The 15544-nt window shown below is 46.3% G+C and carries 13 protein-coding genes; 8 read left to right on the top strand and 5 right to left on the bottom strand.

Going from position 1 to position 15544, the window contains the following annotated elements; translation table 11 throughout:
• Positions 1-123: 123 nt before the first annotated feature.
• Complete coding sequence (locus HUN04_15715; GenBank protein ID WDP91063.1) at positions 124-1209, bottom strand: hypothetical protein; 1086 nt, start codon at positions 1207-1209, stop codon at positions 124-126.
• A gap of 187 nt (positions 1210-1396) precedes the next feature.
• On the opposite strand from HUN04_15715, the gene HUN04_15710 reads away from it, so the two are divergent.
• The 3 genes from HUN04_15710 to HUN04_15700 all read left to right on the top strand — a co-directional run bounded on the left by HUN04_15710 (position 1397) and on the right by HUN04_15700 (position 3211).
• Complete coding sequence (locus HUN04_15710; GenBank protein ID WDP91062.1) at positions 1397-1726, top strand: helix-turn-helix transcriptional regulator; 330 nt, start codon at positions 1397-1399, stop codon at positions 1724-1726.
• 142 nt (positions 1727-1868) lie between these two features.
• Positions 1869-2078 (top strand): hypothetical protein, encoded by a 210-nt coding sequence (locus tag HUN04_15705; GenBank protein WDP91061.1) that lies wholly within the window; start codon positions 1869-1871, stop codon positions 2076-2078.
• Positions 2079-2275: 197 nt separating this feature from the next.
• A complete protein-coding gene (locus HUN04_15700; protein WDP91060.1) occupies positions 2276-3211 on the top strand; it encodes a hypothetical protein in 936 nt (311 codons plus the stop codon).
• Between the two features lie 321 nt (positions 3212-3532).
• Here the strand turns inward: HUN04_15700 and HUN04_15695 are convergent, their stop codons facing one another.
• The 4 genes from HUN04_15695 to HUN04_15680 form a co-directional block, all read right to left on the bottom strand.
• Positions 3533-4141: an inovirus-type Gp2 protein gene (locus tag HUN04_15695; GenBank protein WDP91059.1), complete on the bottom strand. Its 609-nt coding sequence runs from the start codon at positions 4139-4141 to the stop codon at positions 3533-3535.
• Positions 4142-4732: 591 nt separating this feature from the next.
• The gene (locus HUN04_15690) at positions 4733-5008 is read right to left on the bottom strand and encodes a hypothetical protein (protein ID WDP91058.1); all 276 of its coding nucleotides are present in this window, start codon (positions 5006-5008) and stop codon (positions 4733-4735) included.
• 722 nt (positions 5009-5730) lie between these two features.
• A complete protein-coding gene (locus HUN04_15685) occupies positions 5731-7755 on the bottom strand; it encodes a DUF3987 domain-containing protein (protein ID WDP91057.1) in 2025 nt (674 codons plus the stop codon).
• Positions 7756-8161: 406 nt separating this feature from the next.
• On the bottom strand, positions 8162-9382 hold the full coding sequence (locus tag HUN04_15680; GenBank protein ID WDP91056.1) for an aminotransferase class I/II-fold pyridoxal phosphate-dependent enzyme: 1221 nt from the start codon (positions 9380-9382) through the stop codon (positions 8162-8164).
• A gap of 192 nt (positions 9383-9574) precedes the next feature.
• On the opposite strand from HUN04_15680, the gene HUN04_15675 reads away from it, so the two are divergent.
• The 5 genes from HUN04_15675 to HUN04_15655 all read left to right on the top strand — a co-directional run bounded on the left by HUN04_15675 (position 9575) and on the right by HUN04_15655 (position 15493).
• Positions 9575-10024: an Lrp/AsnC family transcriptional regulator gene (locus tag HUN04_15675; GenBank protein ID WDP93310.1), complete on the top strand. Its 450-nt coding sequence runs from the start codon at positions 9575-9577 to the stop codon at positions 10022-10024.
• A gap of 410 nt (positions 10025-10434) precedes the next feature.
• Positions 10435-11799: a YjiH family protein gene (locus HUN04_15670; GenBank protein WDP91055.1), complete on the top strand. Its 1365-nt coding sequence runs from the start codon at positions 10435-10437 to the stop codon at positions 11797-11799.
• Positions 11800-11920: 121 nt separating this feature from the next.
• Positions 11921-12874, top strand: a complete 954-nt coding sequence (locus tag HUN04_15665; protein WDP91054.1) for a MarR family transcriptional regulator — start codon at positions 11921-11923, stop codon at positions 12872-12874.
• A 312-nt stretch (positions 12875-13186) separates the two neighbouring features.
• On the top strand, positions 13187-14344 hold the full coding sequence (locus HUN04_15660) for an acyl-CoA dehydrogenase family protein (GenBank protein WDP91053.1): 1158 nt from the start codon (positions 13187-13189) through the stop codon (positions 14342-14344).
• Between the two features lie 18 nt (positions 14345-14362).
• A complete protein-coding gene (locus HUN04_15655) occupies positions 14363-15493 on the top strand; it encodes an acyl-CoA/acyl-ACP dehydrogenase (protein WDP91052.1) in 1131 nt (376 codons plus the stop codon).
• The last annotated feature ends 51 nt before the right edge of the window (positions 15494-15544 follow it).

Genomic DNA, 15544 nt, shown 5'->3' with positions numbered 1-15544 from the left:
TTTCAACTGAACTTTTAGGGTCGTGTCCAATTGTGTCCCCCTATTTTTAAAAGAACACCCCTCCCGGATGGTGGTCCGGGAAGGTTATGATTTCTCTTACACGTAGTCAGATTAACTATAGAACTATTGTTTCCACCAGTTCTTGTCATCAGAACACATTACACTATCACCGTCACCAAAACGGGCCTCGTAAGGATAGATGTAATCGCCTTTCTTAAAGAATCTGATTTCTACGGCAAATTTATATTCACCTTCTAATGATCCATTCAGGCCACAGGAAACTTCGCCTTCTTTATTAACAGTAGCGTTAAGCTTAGCGCTGACGATATCCATGGTAGGATTGTCTTTAACGTCATATGATCTCAACCCTGATGGATAACCAGTTTTCCGTGCATACTCATTAACCACTTCTTTCTGAGTGTACATCGATTCAACCTCACAAACACTCCGTTCATCAGCACTGACGAGATGGAGATATCCTCTCATGTAATTGGATTCACCAAATATACTGACAAAGTGGGTGTTCTCATCACGACTCCGAATAAGAACTTTGACGCGCCGATGATGTTCGAAGAACTGTTTAAGCTGGTCACCATATATATCAAATACACGATTTACATATGGTTTAAGTTTGGCCATGCCACGCTGACGGTTAGCTTCACGTTTACTGGTCATACGGTATGACCTTTCCCCATTGTAGAGTTTCGAGAAAACACTATAAACAACAGGTACAGGCTTGTTGGCATAGATGGATTTCAATACCTCATAGTTAGTATGAGAAGTGTACCCAAAGTACTCCTTCTGCTCACGTTCATCGAACATCTGTTTCAGTTCATCAGAAGCATTATACGCGGTTCCGATATAAGTGATCTCAAACTTCTCATCTTCACCTACAGTGAACTGGATCTTTACATCAGTATAAACACCATACTTTTTAATGAAATCACAGGATTCTTCGCTTAAGCACTCGATATCAGACTTAGCTGTAAATTCAACGATGGTTCTGCCCATGTCATCTTCAAATTCTTCCCAAGTCTGGCCAGTGAGGTGCTTGTTCTTTTCGAGGGCATCACCAAGGGTGATTGAATTGTCCAGTTTCAGATGAGCATCTTTAACCACATCGGTTGGGTTAGAACCGCAGCCGAAAAGAAATACAGTAGCAAACAAAATGACAATAGAGGTTCTAAACAATCTCTTTAATGAGTTCATTATTTTATCCTTCGTTGAAATTGAAAACGTCCTAACCAGGCTATGTCTCAAAACTAAGATTTGGATTATCGATCATGGCATTTATATAACACCTATTGGTGTTAATTTGAACAATTAAATACCCATCATCGTGGGTTTATATAAATCGCCGGTCATCTTAAAAATAGAAAATTAAGGAGATGGCCGAATGACAGACGCTTTAGAGAACATCGGAAAACATATCAAAGATCTTAGAGGAGAGCAAAAGCTCAGCCAGCAAGCATTGGCGGAGCTGGCTGGTATCAGTTATAAATATCTTGGAGAAATAGAGCGTGGCCAGGTCAACCTGTCCGTTGAGATCCTGGTCAAGATAGCAGAATCTCTTGAGGTGCCCCCTGGAGAGCTTCTAAATGCTGTAATTGATGATGATACCAAGACCGTTTCAAGAATCAAATCTATATTCGCAGAACTATCAAAGAAAGATTCAGACGCAGCACTTGAAATCCTAGACGTATTCCATAAGCACATGAAATCTTAGTTCGGTTTCGTCTGTACGTTCTGACTCCTATTCAGATTCTATCTATTTTCAACAATAGCCATTGAATCCACGTCCCTTTTCTGATAGCCCAGATACTGAGCAGTCGCTTCTCAACAATCACAATATCAAAGGGAGAGAAAAGATGGCTGATAAGGAATGTTATTCATGCGGGAATTTTGTTGAAGAGGACGATGGCGAGAAGACAAACGGTTATTGGTATTGCGATGACTGTACAACGCCAATAGACTGTAGAAAATGCGAATGTGAATTTACCATCAGCGACTTTGCACATATTGATGATGAATATGATGAGGATGATCAGCTTTGCCCGGCATGCAGTGCTGGGCGGTAATCCCAGCCTATCCAATAAGGCTATACTTGAGGGGCTTTCTGACCATTCTTTTCAAGCGTCACGCCCGTCTATGATGGGGTCTTAAAATAGATTTTCAGTTTCTATCCAGCCTGTCCTTTTGGCCTGGATAGTCGAATTGTCATGATACACGGTTGCTCAGATAGAACTCTGTAATCCATCAACTCTCAGGAGCATTTATGACCAGTAAGCACAGAAACCAATCTAACACACCATTTGAGGAAGCTGTTGATGAGTACTGTTCAGAAGAAACCGTAGGGCACGGTGATCACATTGGTATTTTCTATGACGATCCCACAGACCTCTTCAATCAACTTCCGGAAATCATACAGGACAGCCAGATGGCCCTGTCTTATGCTGATAATAAATATGCCAAGCCCTATGCATTTCCCGAACAGGAGCCGACAGGTGCTCTATTGGTGTGGCCGATACCGCGTTTTGGTTTGATAAGTGTGATCCAGCTTAATTCACCAGAAGGGGGAAATGAGTTCATCTCAGCCTACCCTTGGGTGAGCGAGGGCACACAGCATACCGTTGTGATCGAAGAAATCAAATTGTGGCCAAACCGTCTTGAAGCTCAGATTCAAGGTCTTGTGGGGCCAGAGAAAGATCATCCAATTGTGTTTTTCGACCCGCTGTTTGCCGCTAATCGGATATTCTATAAAACAGGTGAACCCTATCAGTTCATTTTCGCAGGGTTCCCATATACGTTTGAAATAGTCAGTCCAGATCCAATAGTTATCGATGAACAAGAGCATGTCTCCCGTCTCCGGGGGCTGATGCACGCTGATGACCCAAGCAAACGGGATAGTAAGGAGCCGTTGATCTTTCAGACCCAAGGGATGACGGCACTTATACCACGGGAAGATCTTGCAAAAGATGATTATGAGTTTCAGGGACCAGTCAAGTCCGTGACAGAATTGCATGAAACAATGCTCGATCAAAGGGTTTGGCGTATCCGTGTTACTGTTCTACGGCCTTCTGATGCTGATTTCGATATTGACCTGTATGTACCAGAGAACAAGTTGGCCGATGGTTGCGTCCCAAGTGTTGGAGACGATGTGCGGGGTATCCTCTGGCTCCAAGCTTATCTTTGGTTGCCTGGGGAAAGCTGAGACTTGGCAGTATCAAAATATCAACGAGTGAAATGATATGGATGGCACAGCTTATTTGAATCCATCGCCATACGGCCTCCAATTATACCCCTCTAGCAGATTCTGAAAGCCTTATATGAAGGGCCTTTATGTGGAGTATCACAAATGTCGTAGTGGGGAGAGGATGTCAGGATCATAATGGTCGGAAATGGTAATGGATATTTCAGACCCGTCAGATGTGGCTCAAATCTGGAACGATATCGATATTTGCTAAAATCCATCAATAATGGGATCTGATGGAGGGCAACCGAAGCTTCCAACTACTCAGGAAGCCTACCGGTCTTATAATACAGAACAGCCATATCCCCTAAGGAACTTATGCTGGCGCTCTTTACTGTAAACTTTCGCGAGATAAGAAGCCCATTGTAGCGCAGCTTCATAATGAAGGGGACACTCCGGAAGATAGCGCCTGATCATAATGCCACGCTTCTCATTGACCTTCCAAAAAGGTTTATCTATGTTGAAATATCCACCTGCATCCATTCCCAGAACCCTACCCCATAAGGAATGAACTTTCATTTTCAGCCAGTTAGTGGTCTCTACCCGGTTTCCATTAAACAGTACCAAGCAATGGAAGTGGTGCTGGCCTGACCTTGGGGACACCTCTCTCACCCAGAGATATTTAGGATCATAGTCCCTGCGGTTACAATGACGAATCAACGCTTCCATAAATGTCGTGATGGTGGAATTGTCATGGGGATAGCAGTGATACGTTGCTGTGGGAAATTTCAATGTTATTCGTGTGACATAAACTTTACTGTGACGCGTTATCATATATTGAAAAAGGCAATGAATAATTTGGCGTAGTTCTTCATGGGTTCGACTGTTCTGTTTCAGTGAAAAGGTGAGAGGCAACTCCTTATATTCGTCGCCTGTGAAGATGTTCTGCATGATCGTTTATCCTTAATGTGTGTTTTGAACGGAGTTTCAGCAGAACTGAAAGGAAAGAACGCTGGCACTCACGTTAAAGTGGATTCTATATTGGTTTTGGTGAATAGTGATTTGGCGGGACACTATGCTATAAGAAACGGTACTTGTGAATTGATGGGGATTATGAAAGCTACTTAATTAGCTAATACTACAATACATAATACATATTACATTAACCTCCCTAAGTGGTATCAACCCGAGCGATAAGGGGGGCGTTATTTCAATACCCTTCATTTTCAAATGGACATTGATGTAGATTTTGTCGGAGATAATTTAAGATTTGAAAAGAATGAGATCGTGATTCAGTTTTACTATTCTCATAATATAACTGTCGGAGATAAACTATAATTTGATTTTTGCTGAGAGACGAATGAATGATCCTCCTGGGGAGGATGGCACCAATAAACCTTAAAGAAAACATAGATCTTTGTTGGCATAAGTTTTATCCAGGAGAATCCAATGCAGGCATGAGTCACTGCTTCAAATGCAGTGACTCACAAGTTCGCATGGTCACAAAAAATAACGGTTTTAAAATTCTACAAAGATTAGTGATTATCTGAATGATATTGGTGCGGGACAATCACCCTGAAATTCACAGCCTGCTGTTTCGATATCCTTTGACTCAGTCGTGCCTTCTGGATATTCAACATATAAGAAACTGATGCTCAATGCTTCACCGCAATTACAGGATTCCCCCCACTCAGAAGTATGATGGAATTCAGGCCCCATAGCTTCAGAGTGCTTTGCATAAGCCTCTGAACTCCAACTCAAATCATCACAATGAAATTCGTATACTTTCCCACATTGGTTACAAATAGCTTTAGCCATAACGACAACCTCCCAATTTATACTCAACTGAAATGTCAATACATGATTTTTGAATTTTAAGCTCTATGATGGAAAGGTGTCAATGGATATGTCAATCGTAAGCGAAGACGAGTATGCCAGAAATATATTGGATTGAGATTTGCCTCAGCAACGTATTGCCAATCCACCGGGGCTGCCCCCCACTTTTTGAAGCGTGAAGGGAGTTTCCAGGTCCAATGTTTTAAGGGTGAAATTGTTGAGAATGAAAATATCGAAGGAAAGTAGTAAGAGAATACAGAATCCGTGATTGCCCATATCGGACTGAACAGAATACTAAGATTTTATCAAGAACAGAGTACTGACACTATCGACCGTCAGTGGTGTCAGTACTGTCAATATCAATAAAGTCATTTTTAAAGCACCCAGAAACTTGAGTTTGAGGGAATTGAAGCCAATGCCGCGTCCGAGTTGTTACAGGGCGTCTCTGCCCTCCATTGCCAGATTACCCTGCGGTCATCGGCCTTATATCCGGTTTCTATTCGTCAGGTTCGGATTTTGCCTCCAGTTTCCTCCAGCCCCTGCCTCACACAACACCCTTGCCTTCAGCTATACATTTCCGACCATTTCGGCCTGTTCGGGACTTGCACCCGTTAGAAATGCGCCATGCCTGGCACACAAAGAAAACGCTGCCCAGGCTTCCCCAGGCAGCGCATTTTAAAGATATGGACTCTTACGATAAAAAATTATCCATATACTTGAGCAGGACTCCCCTGAGGGATAGGGGCGGGGCGTCTTATGCCTTCTGCCTCTTTATTCTTCTTATTGAGGACATCGTGCAAGTGATTAGGGTTGACAATTACAATCTCGCGGTCATTGGAATCTATATATCTGACTAAATAGCCATGCTCTGCTAAAAGTTGAAGCCCGATTGTGCAATGCTCAGAGGTATATTTATTCCCAATGTCACGATAACATTTTCTCGGTCTAAATTTACGACAGGGATGCAACTCAAGCCAATGTAAAATCTTATTGGCATATCCTATGGCATCAAGCTGCTCTTTATTAAAAATGGCCTTAGCATGCTCCGCAAAGAACTCGGCTATGGCCACCCCTGCGTTCATCGCCGAAGCACCTATCGGTTGTTCCCAGGGATTATCATGCTCCAGCAGATTAACAACTGCAGCCAAACGAGCAGCATGCCCACCTAATTTTGAAGCCATTTCTATACAGTTTTTATATTCCCCATCTTTTTCCGTTATTTTTATATTGGTCTTTTTCTTAAAGTCAGCCCAGATGTTAAACGCTTCTCCAGTTAAATTGAAAATGTGTGTTTTCCTTTTATCAGTAGCCGATCTCTCAGGCATAGAAAACTTTAGAATGCTCCGGATTTTATCTTCATACGCCGTATTCAGCGCTTCAGAGACTGTCGGTGCGTAGGGGTCTTGGGCACCTTTGAACTTGGGTAAAATTACGGGCAATATCCTGGGCAACAATCCATCTTCTTTAAGGCCTTGCTTTGAAAAGAAGTCTAAAGCAACTCTTGTCTGAAAAAAAGAAAACGCTGTAAAACATGTCCGAGGCATTCTAACAGATTTACCGGTACTGGTTTCATCTGTATAAGACTTTCCGTTGTAGCCTTTAAGAAAGATCGTGTCCTGTCTTGCATTGACCCTATCTTTCCAAATAGCAGGTTCATCTTCAAATAATCCACCGACACCACCTTGTTCCTGCAGATATAACGCCAGTGCTTTGTGGGTGGGATTGTCAATGAGTAGCCTTGGGCAAACTATTGTTGTAGCTATTTCTTTCTCCAAAGGTGCGAGCTTCCCTGCACATATCTCTAAATATTCATCAAGTTCATCTTCAGGTACGTCCTCCATTTCTTTCAAAAAATCTTTTTCCATCTGTTTTTTACGCTTCTTCAGCAACACTAATTTAGCTTTCAATTTTGGAGCCTCTTTGTCATGGGCGGCTTGCAACGCTTCCTCTATCATTTCAAAAATGTTTCGAAAGAATCCATCAATCCCAGTTTTGTTGGTTCCAGATCCCATTGCAACTGCTATATATTCCGTCACAAGTTCCTTATACCCCTTTTTAATTTGTACGTAGGAACTCCCACGGACAGCGATGAATATCGCTCCCAATAGACATGGTGCTACCGCTTCGATAGGGGCACTAAGAGAATTCGCGACCTCAACTATGAGTTGCTGAAATAATTCCGGGAGTACATGCAGTGGAAAGCTGACAGGGATGGAAATATTATCACCTATCTTGATTGGCCCTTGCCGTGCTAATTCGTTTTCGTATTGTAGCATTTGATATTCATCGTGATCCTTCATACGATTCTTTTCAGTCCTTTCGCACTCAGACCGGTAATTGTTGATAACCCGCTGTTCATTTGTAGCAGCTTTGATGCTCTGATAAACATCCACCTGCTGTGGCACACGTGGCTGATGATGATAATCTGGTATCGTTATCACTTGAGTCGGAGCTTGGGTTGTGGGTTGCCCGGCTCCTGCGGTTCCCCCCCCTTCATTTACGGTATGGCCTCGTCGGATAACGGGGGATTTTGTTGTGTCCTGATCCCCCCCCTTGGATCTAAAATCTGAGCAATGAATGCCCTGATCGACAGGATATAGATGGGGGGAGGTTTCATTTGGCTGGTGTTCTTTTTCCCTTCTCTCTGCAGCCATCAGGTCTTGAACTTGTTGATTTATCCTTTCTGCCACCTCTGGGGGGACAGACCTCTCTTTTTGAAATTCACTCATGGTATCATAACCTTTCCCACAAGCAGGGATATCTCCCTGCCTGTGGTATCTTCTTAAATGCTTATGGAATTGTGACCATTCTGTGACCACAATCATCAAAACTTAAAAACAATAACGAATAACAAAATAGAACGTTGTTGATTAAGAAGGCGATTTATGAAGGGTTTCAGACACCAGTGTATAATAATAGACAATAACCTAAAACGGCCTGAGCAGATCGACACGGTAGAAGTCAGCGGTTCAAGTCCGCTCGTGCCTACCATAAAAATCAAGGGTTTAGCGAGTTTCTCTAAACCCTTTTTTGATTTCTGCCCCAGGGAACCAAAACCTTTTTTAAAGTGGATAAATTCACTCCTTGGATTTGCCGACCCGTGATGAATCTTTCAATCATGGGCCACCCCTTTTATTAAACGCCCAATACTTTTTTTACTGCCCGTTCCATCTGCGCCATGCGGGTATTAAGATCCCCGGTAAATCCCAGAGCTATCCTGAGAAGTCCCGGCGACAATCCCATTTTTTGCTGATCCTCAATCTTGATTTCAGACGAGGTGGAAGAACCGGAACAGCTGATCAGGGTATCAAAATATCCCAAGGAAACGGCAATCATGCCAAAAGACTCTTCATTCTGAAGCACCTCCATGAGTTCTTCCGCCTTCTCCTTGGTCCCGCAGTCCAGAGCCAGGATTCCGCCCAGACCGTATCCCTCATTGGCAAGTTCATTTGCTTTTTCATACTGGGGATGATCCGGCAGTCCCGGATAGGCGACCCTGATTCCCATCTTTTTGAGCATTTCGGCCATGGCGATACCTCTTCTGCTGTGCTCGCGCATCCGAATGGGCAGATGGGGGATTCTCTGGAGCACATCAAAGGCCACGCGGGGATCCATGGTCGGCCCCAGCAACATTACCCTTCCCGTATGCAGGTCCATCAGTTCATGGATAAAGGATTTGTCCGCACATACAGCACCGGCAATCAAATCACTTGCCCCATTGATATATTTGGTCAAAGAATAGACGACGACATCGGCACCTGAATTCTTGGGGGTGAAAATCAAGGGAGAAAAGGTATTGTCTACGACCAGTTTGGCATCCTGTTTGTGGGCGATGTCTGAAAGGGTGGGTATATCTGCAATTTTAAGTGTCGGATTCCCCATGGTCTCCGTATAAATTACCTTTGTTTCTTCAGTAACCGCCGCTTTTACCGCTTCAATATCTGTGATATCCACAAAAGTTGTTTTGATATTCATTTGGGGCAACAGGGATTCAAAAAGGGCATGGGTCCCGCCGTAAATGCTCTCACTGGCCACAATGTGATCTCCGCTGTTGCATATTTGAAGAATAGCGCAGGAAATGGCAGACATTCCGCTGGCCGTACAGATGGCAGCCTCCGTTCCTTCCATGGCCGCAAGGTAACGAGACAAAATATCTACAGTGGGATTGAAATGGCGGCTATAGAGAAAACATCCCCCCTGTTCGGGCCCTTTCAGGCCGTTGAAAATTTCAGGCATGGTCCCCGGATGCATGACAGTAAAAGTAGCAGACCTTGAAATGGACGGCGCAACGCCGCCATGTTCTCCAAATTCTCTACGTGCATTGAGCAATGCCTGTTCGGGATTGAAAGTTTCCATAAGCCCTCCTTGGATGGGTAATGTTTATGTTGAAATGCTTAAAACATTATATATAGAATACCCGTTACCCAATGAAATGTCCTTGCTTTTTGAACCCGATTCATTCTAAAAAATGGAATATTCTTTCGGATTTAACCAAATTGGGGGAATAATTTGCCTGACGATACGCTTTTCGATGAAACAGATTGCGCCATGCTTGATTTGTTGCAAAAAGATGGAAGGGCATCTAATGTAACACTGGCTGGCAAGCTTAATTTAAGTGAAAGCCCCTGCTGGCGACGCCAGAAGCGCCTGGAGGAAAAAGGGGTTATTAAAGGATACCATGCCCACCTGGACCGCAAGCGCTTGGGTTTTGGCGTTATCGCATTTGTACAAATCAGCTTCTCCATACACAGTGATGACTCTTTAGTCGACTTTGAACAGGCGATTCAAGATATCCCCGAAGTCCTTTTCTGCCACAACATTTCGGGTGAGTCCGATTATCTGCTTCAAGTTGTTTCCGAAAACCTGGAATCCTATGAAAAATTATCGAGGAACGTTATTCGAAGACTACCGGGGGTGACTTCCGTTAAAACAAGTTTTTCATTAAAAGAAATAAAGAACTCAACCCAACTGCCCATAGTTGACATTACCCAATTTTAATTGGAAAACGAATTTTTAAGATCCCACCCCAAAGGGCGCCATGGCGATTCCAATGCCATTGCCCATCAGGCACCTGGCCATTGACGGCCGGCCTCTGTTATCCTTTTGCTCAATTCCACAATTGCCATCTCTATGTCACCTCTCCTTATTCCGTCCATCACAACGGGCTGCGTTAATCCCGCATTCCCATATCCATAAAAAAGCTTGACAAACACAAAAAACCACATATATAAGTCTTTATATAAAACATAATATAATTTTTTAATAAAAAATTCGTATATTTAAAATAGCTGTTTCCACAGGAGGTATTCATGAATTAGGGAAGCGAAATTGCTGCCCGGAAAAAGTCCTGGTTCAATTGCGCGGCCCATATTATTAACAACATAATCGCGTAAAGGAGTTAGTGAGACATGGAAGAAGCTTTAAAAAAAGGCGAGACCAGAGCCCGAAGCGTTAAAGGCACAGCTGCCCTGAAGTCCATTGCAGGAAGCCTGCTGGGAATTATTTTGTTTTTTATTCCCTTTTCCACTGCATCCGGGGAATCAAAAATTCCCTTGATCATGATCATTGATTTTATCAAGGGAAGTCTTGGAAAAGGACTGGAATACCTGACTTTAGGCGTGGTGCTGTTGCTCTTTTCCACCTGGGTGCTTTCCAGGACCACACAGATCCCCATGTTCAAGAAATACCACGAAAAGGACGGGATCTTAAACGGGATTTTCTTTGGCCTGGCCGCTGTTTTCAGTGTAATGATCGTCTTTAAAATCGGCCCGGAGTGGCTTCTCCATAAAGATATCGGGGGACTGGCCTTTCATATCGGGTGCAGTGTGCTGTTAACCGTCTCCTTTGCCGGCACCCTGGTGATGTTCTTGACGGAATTCGGTTTCCTGGAATTTGTCGGAACGCTGATGGCCCCCCTGATGAGACCCGTTTACCGGCTTCCCGGCCGGTCTGCCGTTGACGCGGTGACCTCTTTTGTCGCAGACCCCGCTGTGGGGATTTTCATCACCAACAAGATTTATAAAAACGGGTATTATACCCAGCGGGAATCGGCAAGCATTGCAACCAACTTCAGTATTTGCTCCCTCGGCTTTTTCGCGCTGTTAACCTCCATCGGCGGAATCATGGAATACCTTCCCCATGTCATCATCACCTCCTTTATCGTCACCTTCATCATAGCGGCCATCGTCACCCGGGTCCCCCCCCTGTCCACGAAAAGAGACGTGTACATCGACGGCCGGGAACAGACCGATGAGATGCGCAAACCCGTCCCCTTGAGCAAAAAAATAATCTCAGAAGCCGCTGAAATTGCCGTGGATAAAGCCGCTGCAGCAAAACCCGCGATGTTTTCCAAGGGGGCACTGGATGCGGTGAAATTCGCCCAGAAAATAGTGGGGTATGTGGTCTCAATCGCCACCCTGGCCCTGATCCTGGCTGAATATACGCCGGTATTTGACTGGCTGGGCGTCCCTGTCAGCCCCATACTTGAGCTTTTGGGGCTTCCCGATGCCAAGGCCATCGGCTCAACGGTTCTTGTGTCCATCACTGAAATTGCACTTCCCATAATTATCGCCTCGGGGGCAAAGGTCTCTACAATGAGCCTGTTTTTTGTCTGCACCCTGTCCACGGTCCAGGTCATCTTTTTCACAGAAAGTGCCAATGCCATGCTGGAAGCAGACATTCCGTTGACGGTGTGGGAACTTGTAGCGATTTTCTTTATCCGCACCATTGTGGCTGTTCCCCTGGTGGCCATTGCCGCACACATAATTTTTTAGAAGATCCATCTATCCCGGGCAGCCGCGGCTGCCCGGGAAAATTTGGGAAAAACTGCTTGCCAAGTTAAACCCACCTGTGTTTTGTTGACATGTTATATAAATACTAACTTAAAGGTTTAATATGTCCCTTTATCAAAAAACAGGTGTGCTTCTCTTCGGCACACGGCTGAAGCGGTTGAGCGAGAAATTTTTTTCAGATCTTTCAAGAATCTATACCGACCAGGGCATTCGCTTCGAGGCCAGCTGGTTTCCTGTTTTCTACCTTCTGAGCAGCAAGGGAGAGGTGACCATTTCCAAAATTGCCAAGGAACTGGAGATTACCCACCCTGGGGCCAGCCAGCTCGTCACATCGCTCAAGAAAAAGGGCTTTGTGCAGATTGCCCAGGACAAGGAAGACAAGCGGTTTAAAAAAGTCATCCTCACCGATTCCGGAAAAGAAAAACTCCATGAAATCCGGCCGGTATGGCAGGCGCTTCTGGAAACCATGCATAAACTGCCGCCCATCGGCGGCAAACCCTCGAGGCCCCTTGAACTTCTGGAAGAGCTGGAACAGGAAATGGCCCAAATCGACCTTGTGGACCTTGTGGAAACCAAACTGCAGTTCAACAGGCTCCTGGAAAAAATCCAGATTATCCCCTATGCACCACCCTACCATGACGGACTCATGTCCCTGGCCCTTGACTGGATCGCAGAAAACCCCGGCACCCGCAACAGCGATTTTGACTGGATAAACCATACCGACGAGGCCGTAAATAAATCCCAGACCCATACGATCTTTTTGGCGGTTCATATGGAGAGAACCATCGGCGCCAGCGTGGTGGCCATTGAGGCCAGCGCTAAAACCGGCCGGTTGACATTAATACTTGAAAAAGGCCAGGTATCAGACCACATCATCCAGGTACTGCTGGATCGGACATGCCTTGAGCTGGACCGCAAAGGGATCTCTGAAATAACGGCGGATGTGGACATCTCCAGCTCGAACATCCTAAAATTATTCCAAAAAAATAATTTCAAGCTAAAGACCATCGAAAAAGGCGATTCAGCCTCCTTTGCCCGGCTTTCCAGGACCCTATAGACCCACCTGCCCATTTGTATACCGACCTGCCCATCGGCTTGGAAAACGTTTTCCAGGCCGATGCCTTATTGATTCTTTTCTCAACGGCCTGGCCTGAACCCCATTTTTAATTTCCCGACGCATCGGTTTGAATAAACCATTGCCCCATTTCCACTGGGTTCAAAACCCGGCCCCCAATTTTTTATAAAAAAACTATTGACAAGATCAAAAGGAATTAATTAAAGATAATGTATAAGCATTTATATAAACAGTTAATAGACTATCTTGATCTATTGATTTCATTGAACTTATACCGTTTTCAAGGAGGCAGAGATGGCCATTTTGCAATCAGATCAACTGGAAGCGCTCAGAATGGAAATCCGGGAATTCGCGCAAAAAGAATTGGCGCCGTTTGAGCAGGAGGTTGAAGCCAGCAATCAAATTCCCGAACATATTCTGGCCAGAATGAGGGAGAAAGGGTATTTCGGGCTGACCATCCCCAAGGAATACGGGGGGATGGGCATGGGTAAAACCGCCTTTTGCACGGTGGAAGAGGAGCTGGCCAAGACCCATTTTGCCTTCATGGACATCATCAGCCTCAATAACGGGCTGGGTTCCAGAAGCATCGTTCTGGACGGAAGCGAAGAACAAAAGCAAAAATACCTGCCCAAACTGGCCAGCGGGGAATGGATCTCCGCCTTTACCCTCACCGAGCCCAATGCCGGATCCGATGCCGCCAGCATCACCACCACCGCGGAAAAAAAGGGGGATGTCTACATTCTCAACGGGATGAAACATTTTATCACCAACGCCCCCATTGCCGACGTATTCATCGTCATTGCCGTCACCGACCCTGAAAAAGGCCCCAGGGGAGGGATTTCCGCCTTCATCGTTGAAAAGGATTTCCCGGGCATTTCCATTGGAAACATCCACCAGTCCATGGGCATGCAGGGCTCCCACAAAAGTGAGGTGATTTTCAAGGATACGCCGGTGCCCGCCTGCAACCTCATCGGTACCGAGGGGCGGGGGCTCACCGTGGCCCTGAAAACCGTTGACGAAGGGCGGATGGGGGTTGCCGCCACCTCGGTGGGCTTCGCCACAAGGCTGTTGGACATGGCGGTGGACTATGCCGCATCCAAGCCCTTCAACGACAAGCCCCTGGCAAGGTATCAGTCCATTGAATGGCTGCTGGCCGACATGGCCACGGAACTCTACGCCGCCAGGACCATGCTCTACAAAACCGCAGCCAAGATGGACTGCAAGGAAGATGCCCAGATGGAAGTCGCCATGTGCAAACTCTACGGTTCGGAAATGGTGGGCCGGGTGGTTGAAAAGGCCATGGAAATCTTCGGAAAGGACGGCTGCCTCTTTGACAACATTGTGGAGCGGATTCTGCGGGATGCCAGAATTTTACGGATTTTTGAAGGCACCGCGGAAATACACCGCATTATCATCGGACGTAAACTGCTCGCCGGCCAGCGGCCCCAATAAGGAAAAGGAGATCGATCCATGACATTCCAACTCACAGAAGAACAGACGTTTATCCAGAAAGCCGCACGGGATTTTGCCAGGGGTGAATTTGACGACGATCAGATCCTGGACCTCATCGAAAAACAGCAGTTTCCCAAAAAGATACTTAAAACCGCATGCAAACTGGACCTCATCGGCCTGACCTGGCCGGAATCGGCAGGGGGACAGGAATGCGGCGCCATGGAAAGTGTGCTGGTAACAGAGGAACTCTGCCGCAGGGACTCCGCCATGGGGCTGGCCCTCTGTTTTACCGACCTGGGCGCCGAGATTGTGGCCCGGTTCGGCACAAAGGACCAGATCAAGGCCCTCAACATCCCCCTGCTCAAGGGCAAGTCGGTCACCGCCGTGATCTGCCCGGAACTGGGCCAGGACCCGGGCCCGGTGCGTTACCGCAAGGAGGGGGATACCCTGGTGCTGACCGGGGAGGCACCTGTGGTGGTCAATGCGGGAATCGCCGATTTCTTTCTGGCGGTGGCCCACCCCGAAGAGGGCCAGGGAGAACGGCTGCTGCTCCTCTTCCCCAAAGATCTCCCCGGCATACAGGTTTCAGCCCCCGTCAAAAAGCTGGGAATGGACATGATGACCTGGAACAGGGTGAGCTTTGACTCCGCAACACTTTCAACCGGCGCCGTGATTTCCTCTAACGACACCGGAAAAAATCCGGTGCATATGCTTGAACATCATCTTTTGCTCAAAACCTCAGCCATGTTCCTGGGCATGGCCCAGGGCGCCTTTGACCTGGCCATTGCCTATGCCAGGGAGAGGGAGCAGTTTCGCCGGAAAATCGCCGCCTTCCAGGGAATCAGCCAGAAAATTGCAGGCATGTACACCCGGCTCCGGGAAGGTAGGGCGTCGCTGTATGCCGCTGCCCGGGCCTGTGACGGAAAAGGCATGGGGCTGGCGGATCTCATTGCGGCCCAGCTTTCAGCACAGGCCCTGGCCGAATACCTCACCGATGAGGCCCTACAGATCCACGGGGGGGTCGGGTATATGATCGAATTCCCAGTGGAGCATTTTTTCCGGGATGTGAAATGTTTGAGAACCCTGCTGGGCAGGCGCATCACCCGGATGGACCTGATCAGCCAGCGGGTGATTGGCCGGCTCAACTAAGGCAGCAAGCCTCTAGGCAGCGCATTTCCACTGGCTGCCTTGCCAAAATTT

The sequence above is a fragment of the Desulfobacter sp. genome (assembly GCA_028768525.1).
GTDB lineage: Bacteria > Desulfobacterota > Desulfobacteria > Desulfobacterales > Desulfobacteraceae > Desulfobacter.
The sequence above is the reverse complement of the archived record's forward strand: the minus strand, read 5'-3'. Positions and strand labels throughout refer to the sequence as shown.

Bases quoted from the DNA above. Each gene is read 5' to 3' on its own strand.
- HUN04_15665 (WDP91054.1), top strand. From the start codon at position 11,921: ATGTCCCTTTATCAAAAAACAGGTGTGCTTCTCTTCGGCACACGGCTG.
- HUN04_15660 (WDP91053.1), top strand. From the start codon at position 13,187: ATGGCCATTTTGCAATCAGATCAACTGGAAGCGCTCAGAATGGAAATC.
- HUN04_15705 (WDP91061.1), top strand. From the start codon at position 1,869: ATGGCTGATAAGGAATGTTATTCATGCGGGAATTTTGTTGAAGAGGAC.
- HUN04_15700 (WDP91060.1), top strand. From the start codon at position 2,276: ATGACCAGTAAGCACAGAAACCAATCTAACACACCATTTGAGGAAGCT.
- HUN04_15670 (WDP91055.1), top strand. From the start codon at position 10,435: ATGGAAGAAGCTTTAAAAAAAGGCGAGACCAGAGCCCGAAGCGTTAAA.
- HUN04_15715 (WDP91063.1), bottom strand. From the start codon at position 1,209: ATGAACTCATTAAAGAGATTGTTTAGAACCTCTATTGTCATTTTGTTT.
- HUN04_15675 (WDP93310.1), top strand. From the start codon at position 9,575: ATGCTTGATTTGTTGCAAAAAGATGGAAGGGCATCTAATGTAACACTG.
- HUN04_15685 (WDP91057.1), bottom strand. From the start codon at position 7,755: ATGAGTGAATTTCAAAAAGAGAGGTCTGTCCCCCCAGAGGTGGCAGAA.
- HUN04_15695 (WDP91059.1), bottom strand. From the start codon at position 4,141: ATGCAGAACATCTTCACAGGCGACGAATATAAGGAGTTGCCTCTCACC.
- HUN04_15690 (WDP91058.1), bottom strand. From the start codon at position 5,008: ATGGCTAAAGCTATTTGTAACCAATGTGGGAAAGTATACGAATTTCAT.
- HUN04_15655 (WDP91052.1), top strand. From the start codon at position 14,363: ATGACATTCCAACTCACAGAAGAACAGACGTTTATCCAGAAAGCCGCA.
- HUN04_15710 (WDP91062.1), top strand. From the start codon at position 1,397: ATGACAGACGCTTTAGAGAACATCGGAAAACATATCAAAGATCTTAGA.
- HUN04_15680 (WDP91056.1), bottom strand. From the start codon at position 9,382: ATGGAAACTTTCAATCCCGAACAGGCATTGCTCAATGCACGTAGAGAA.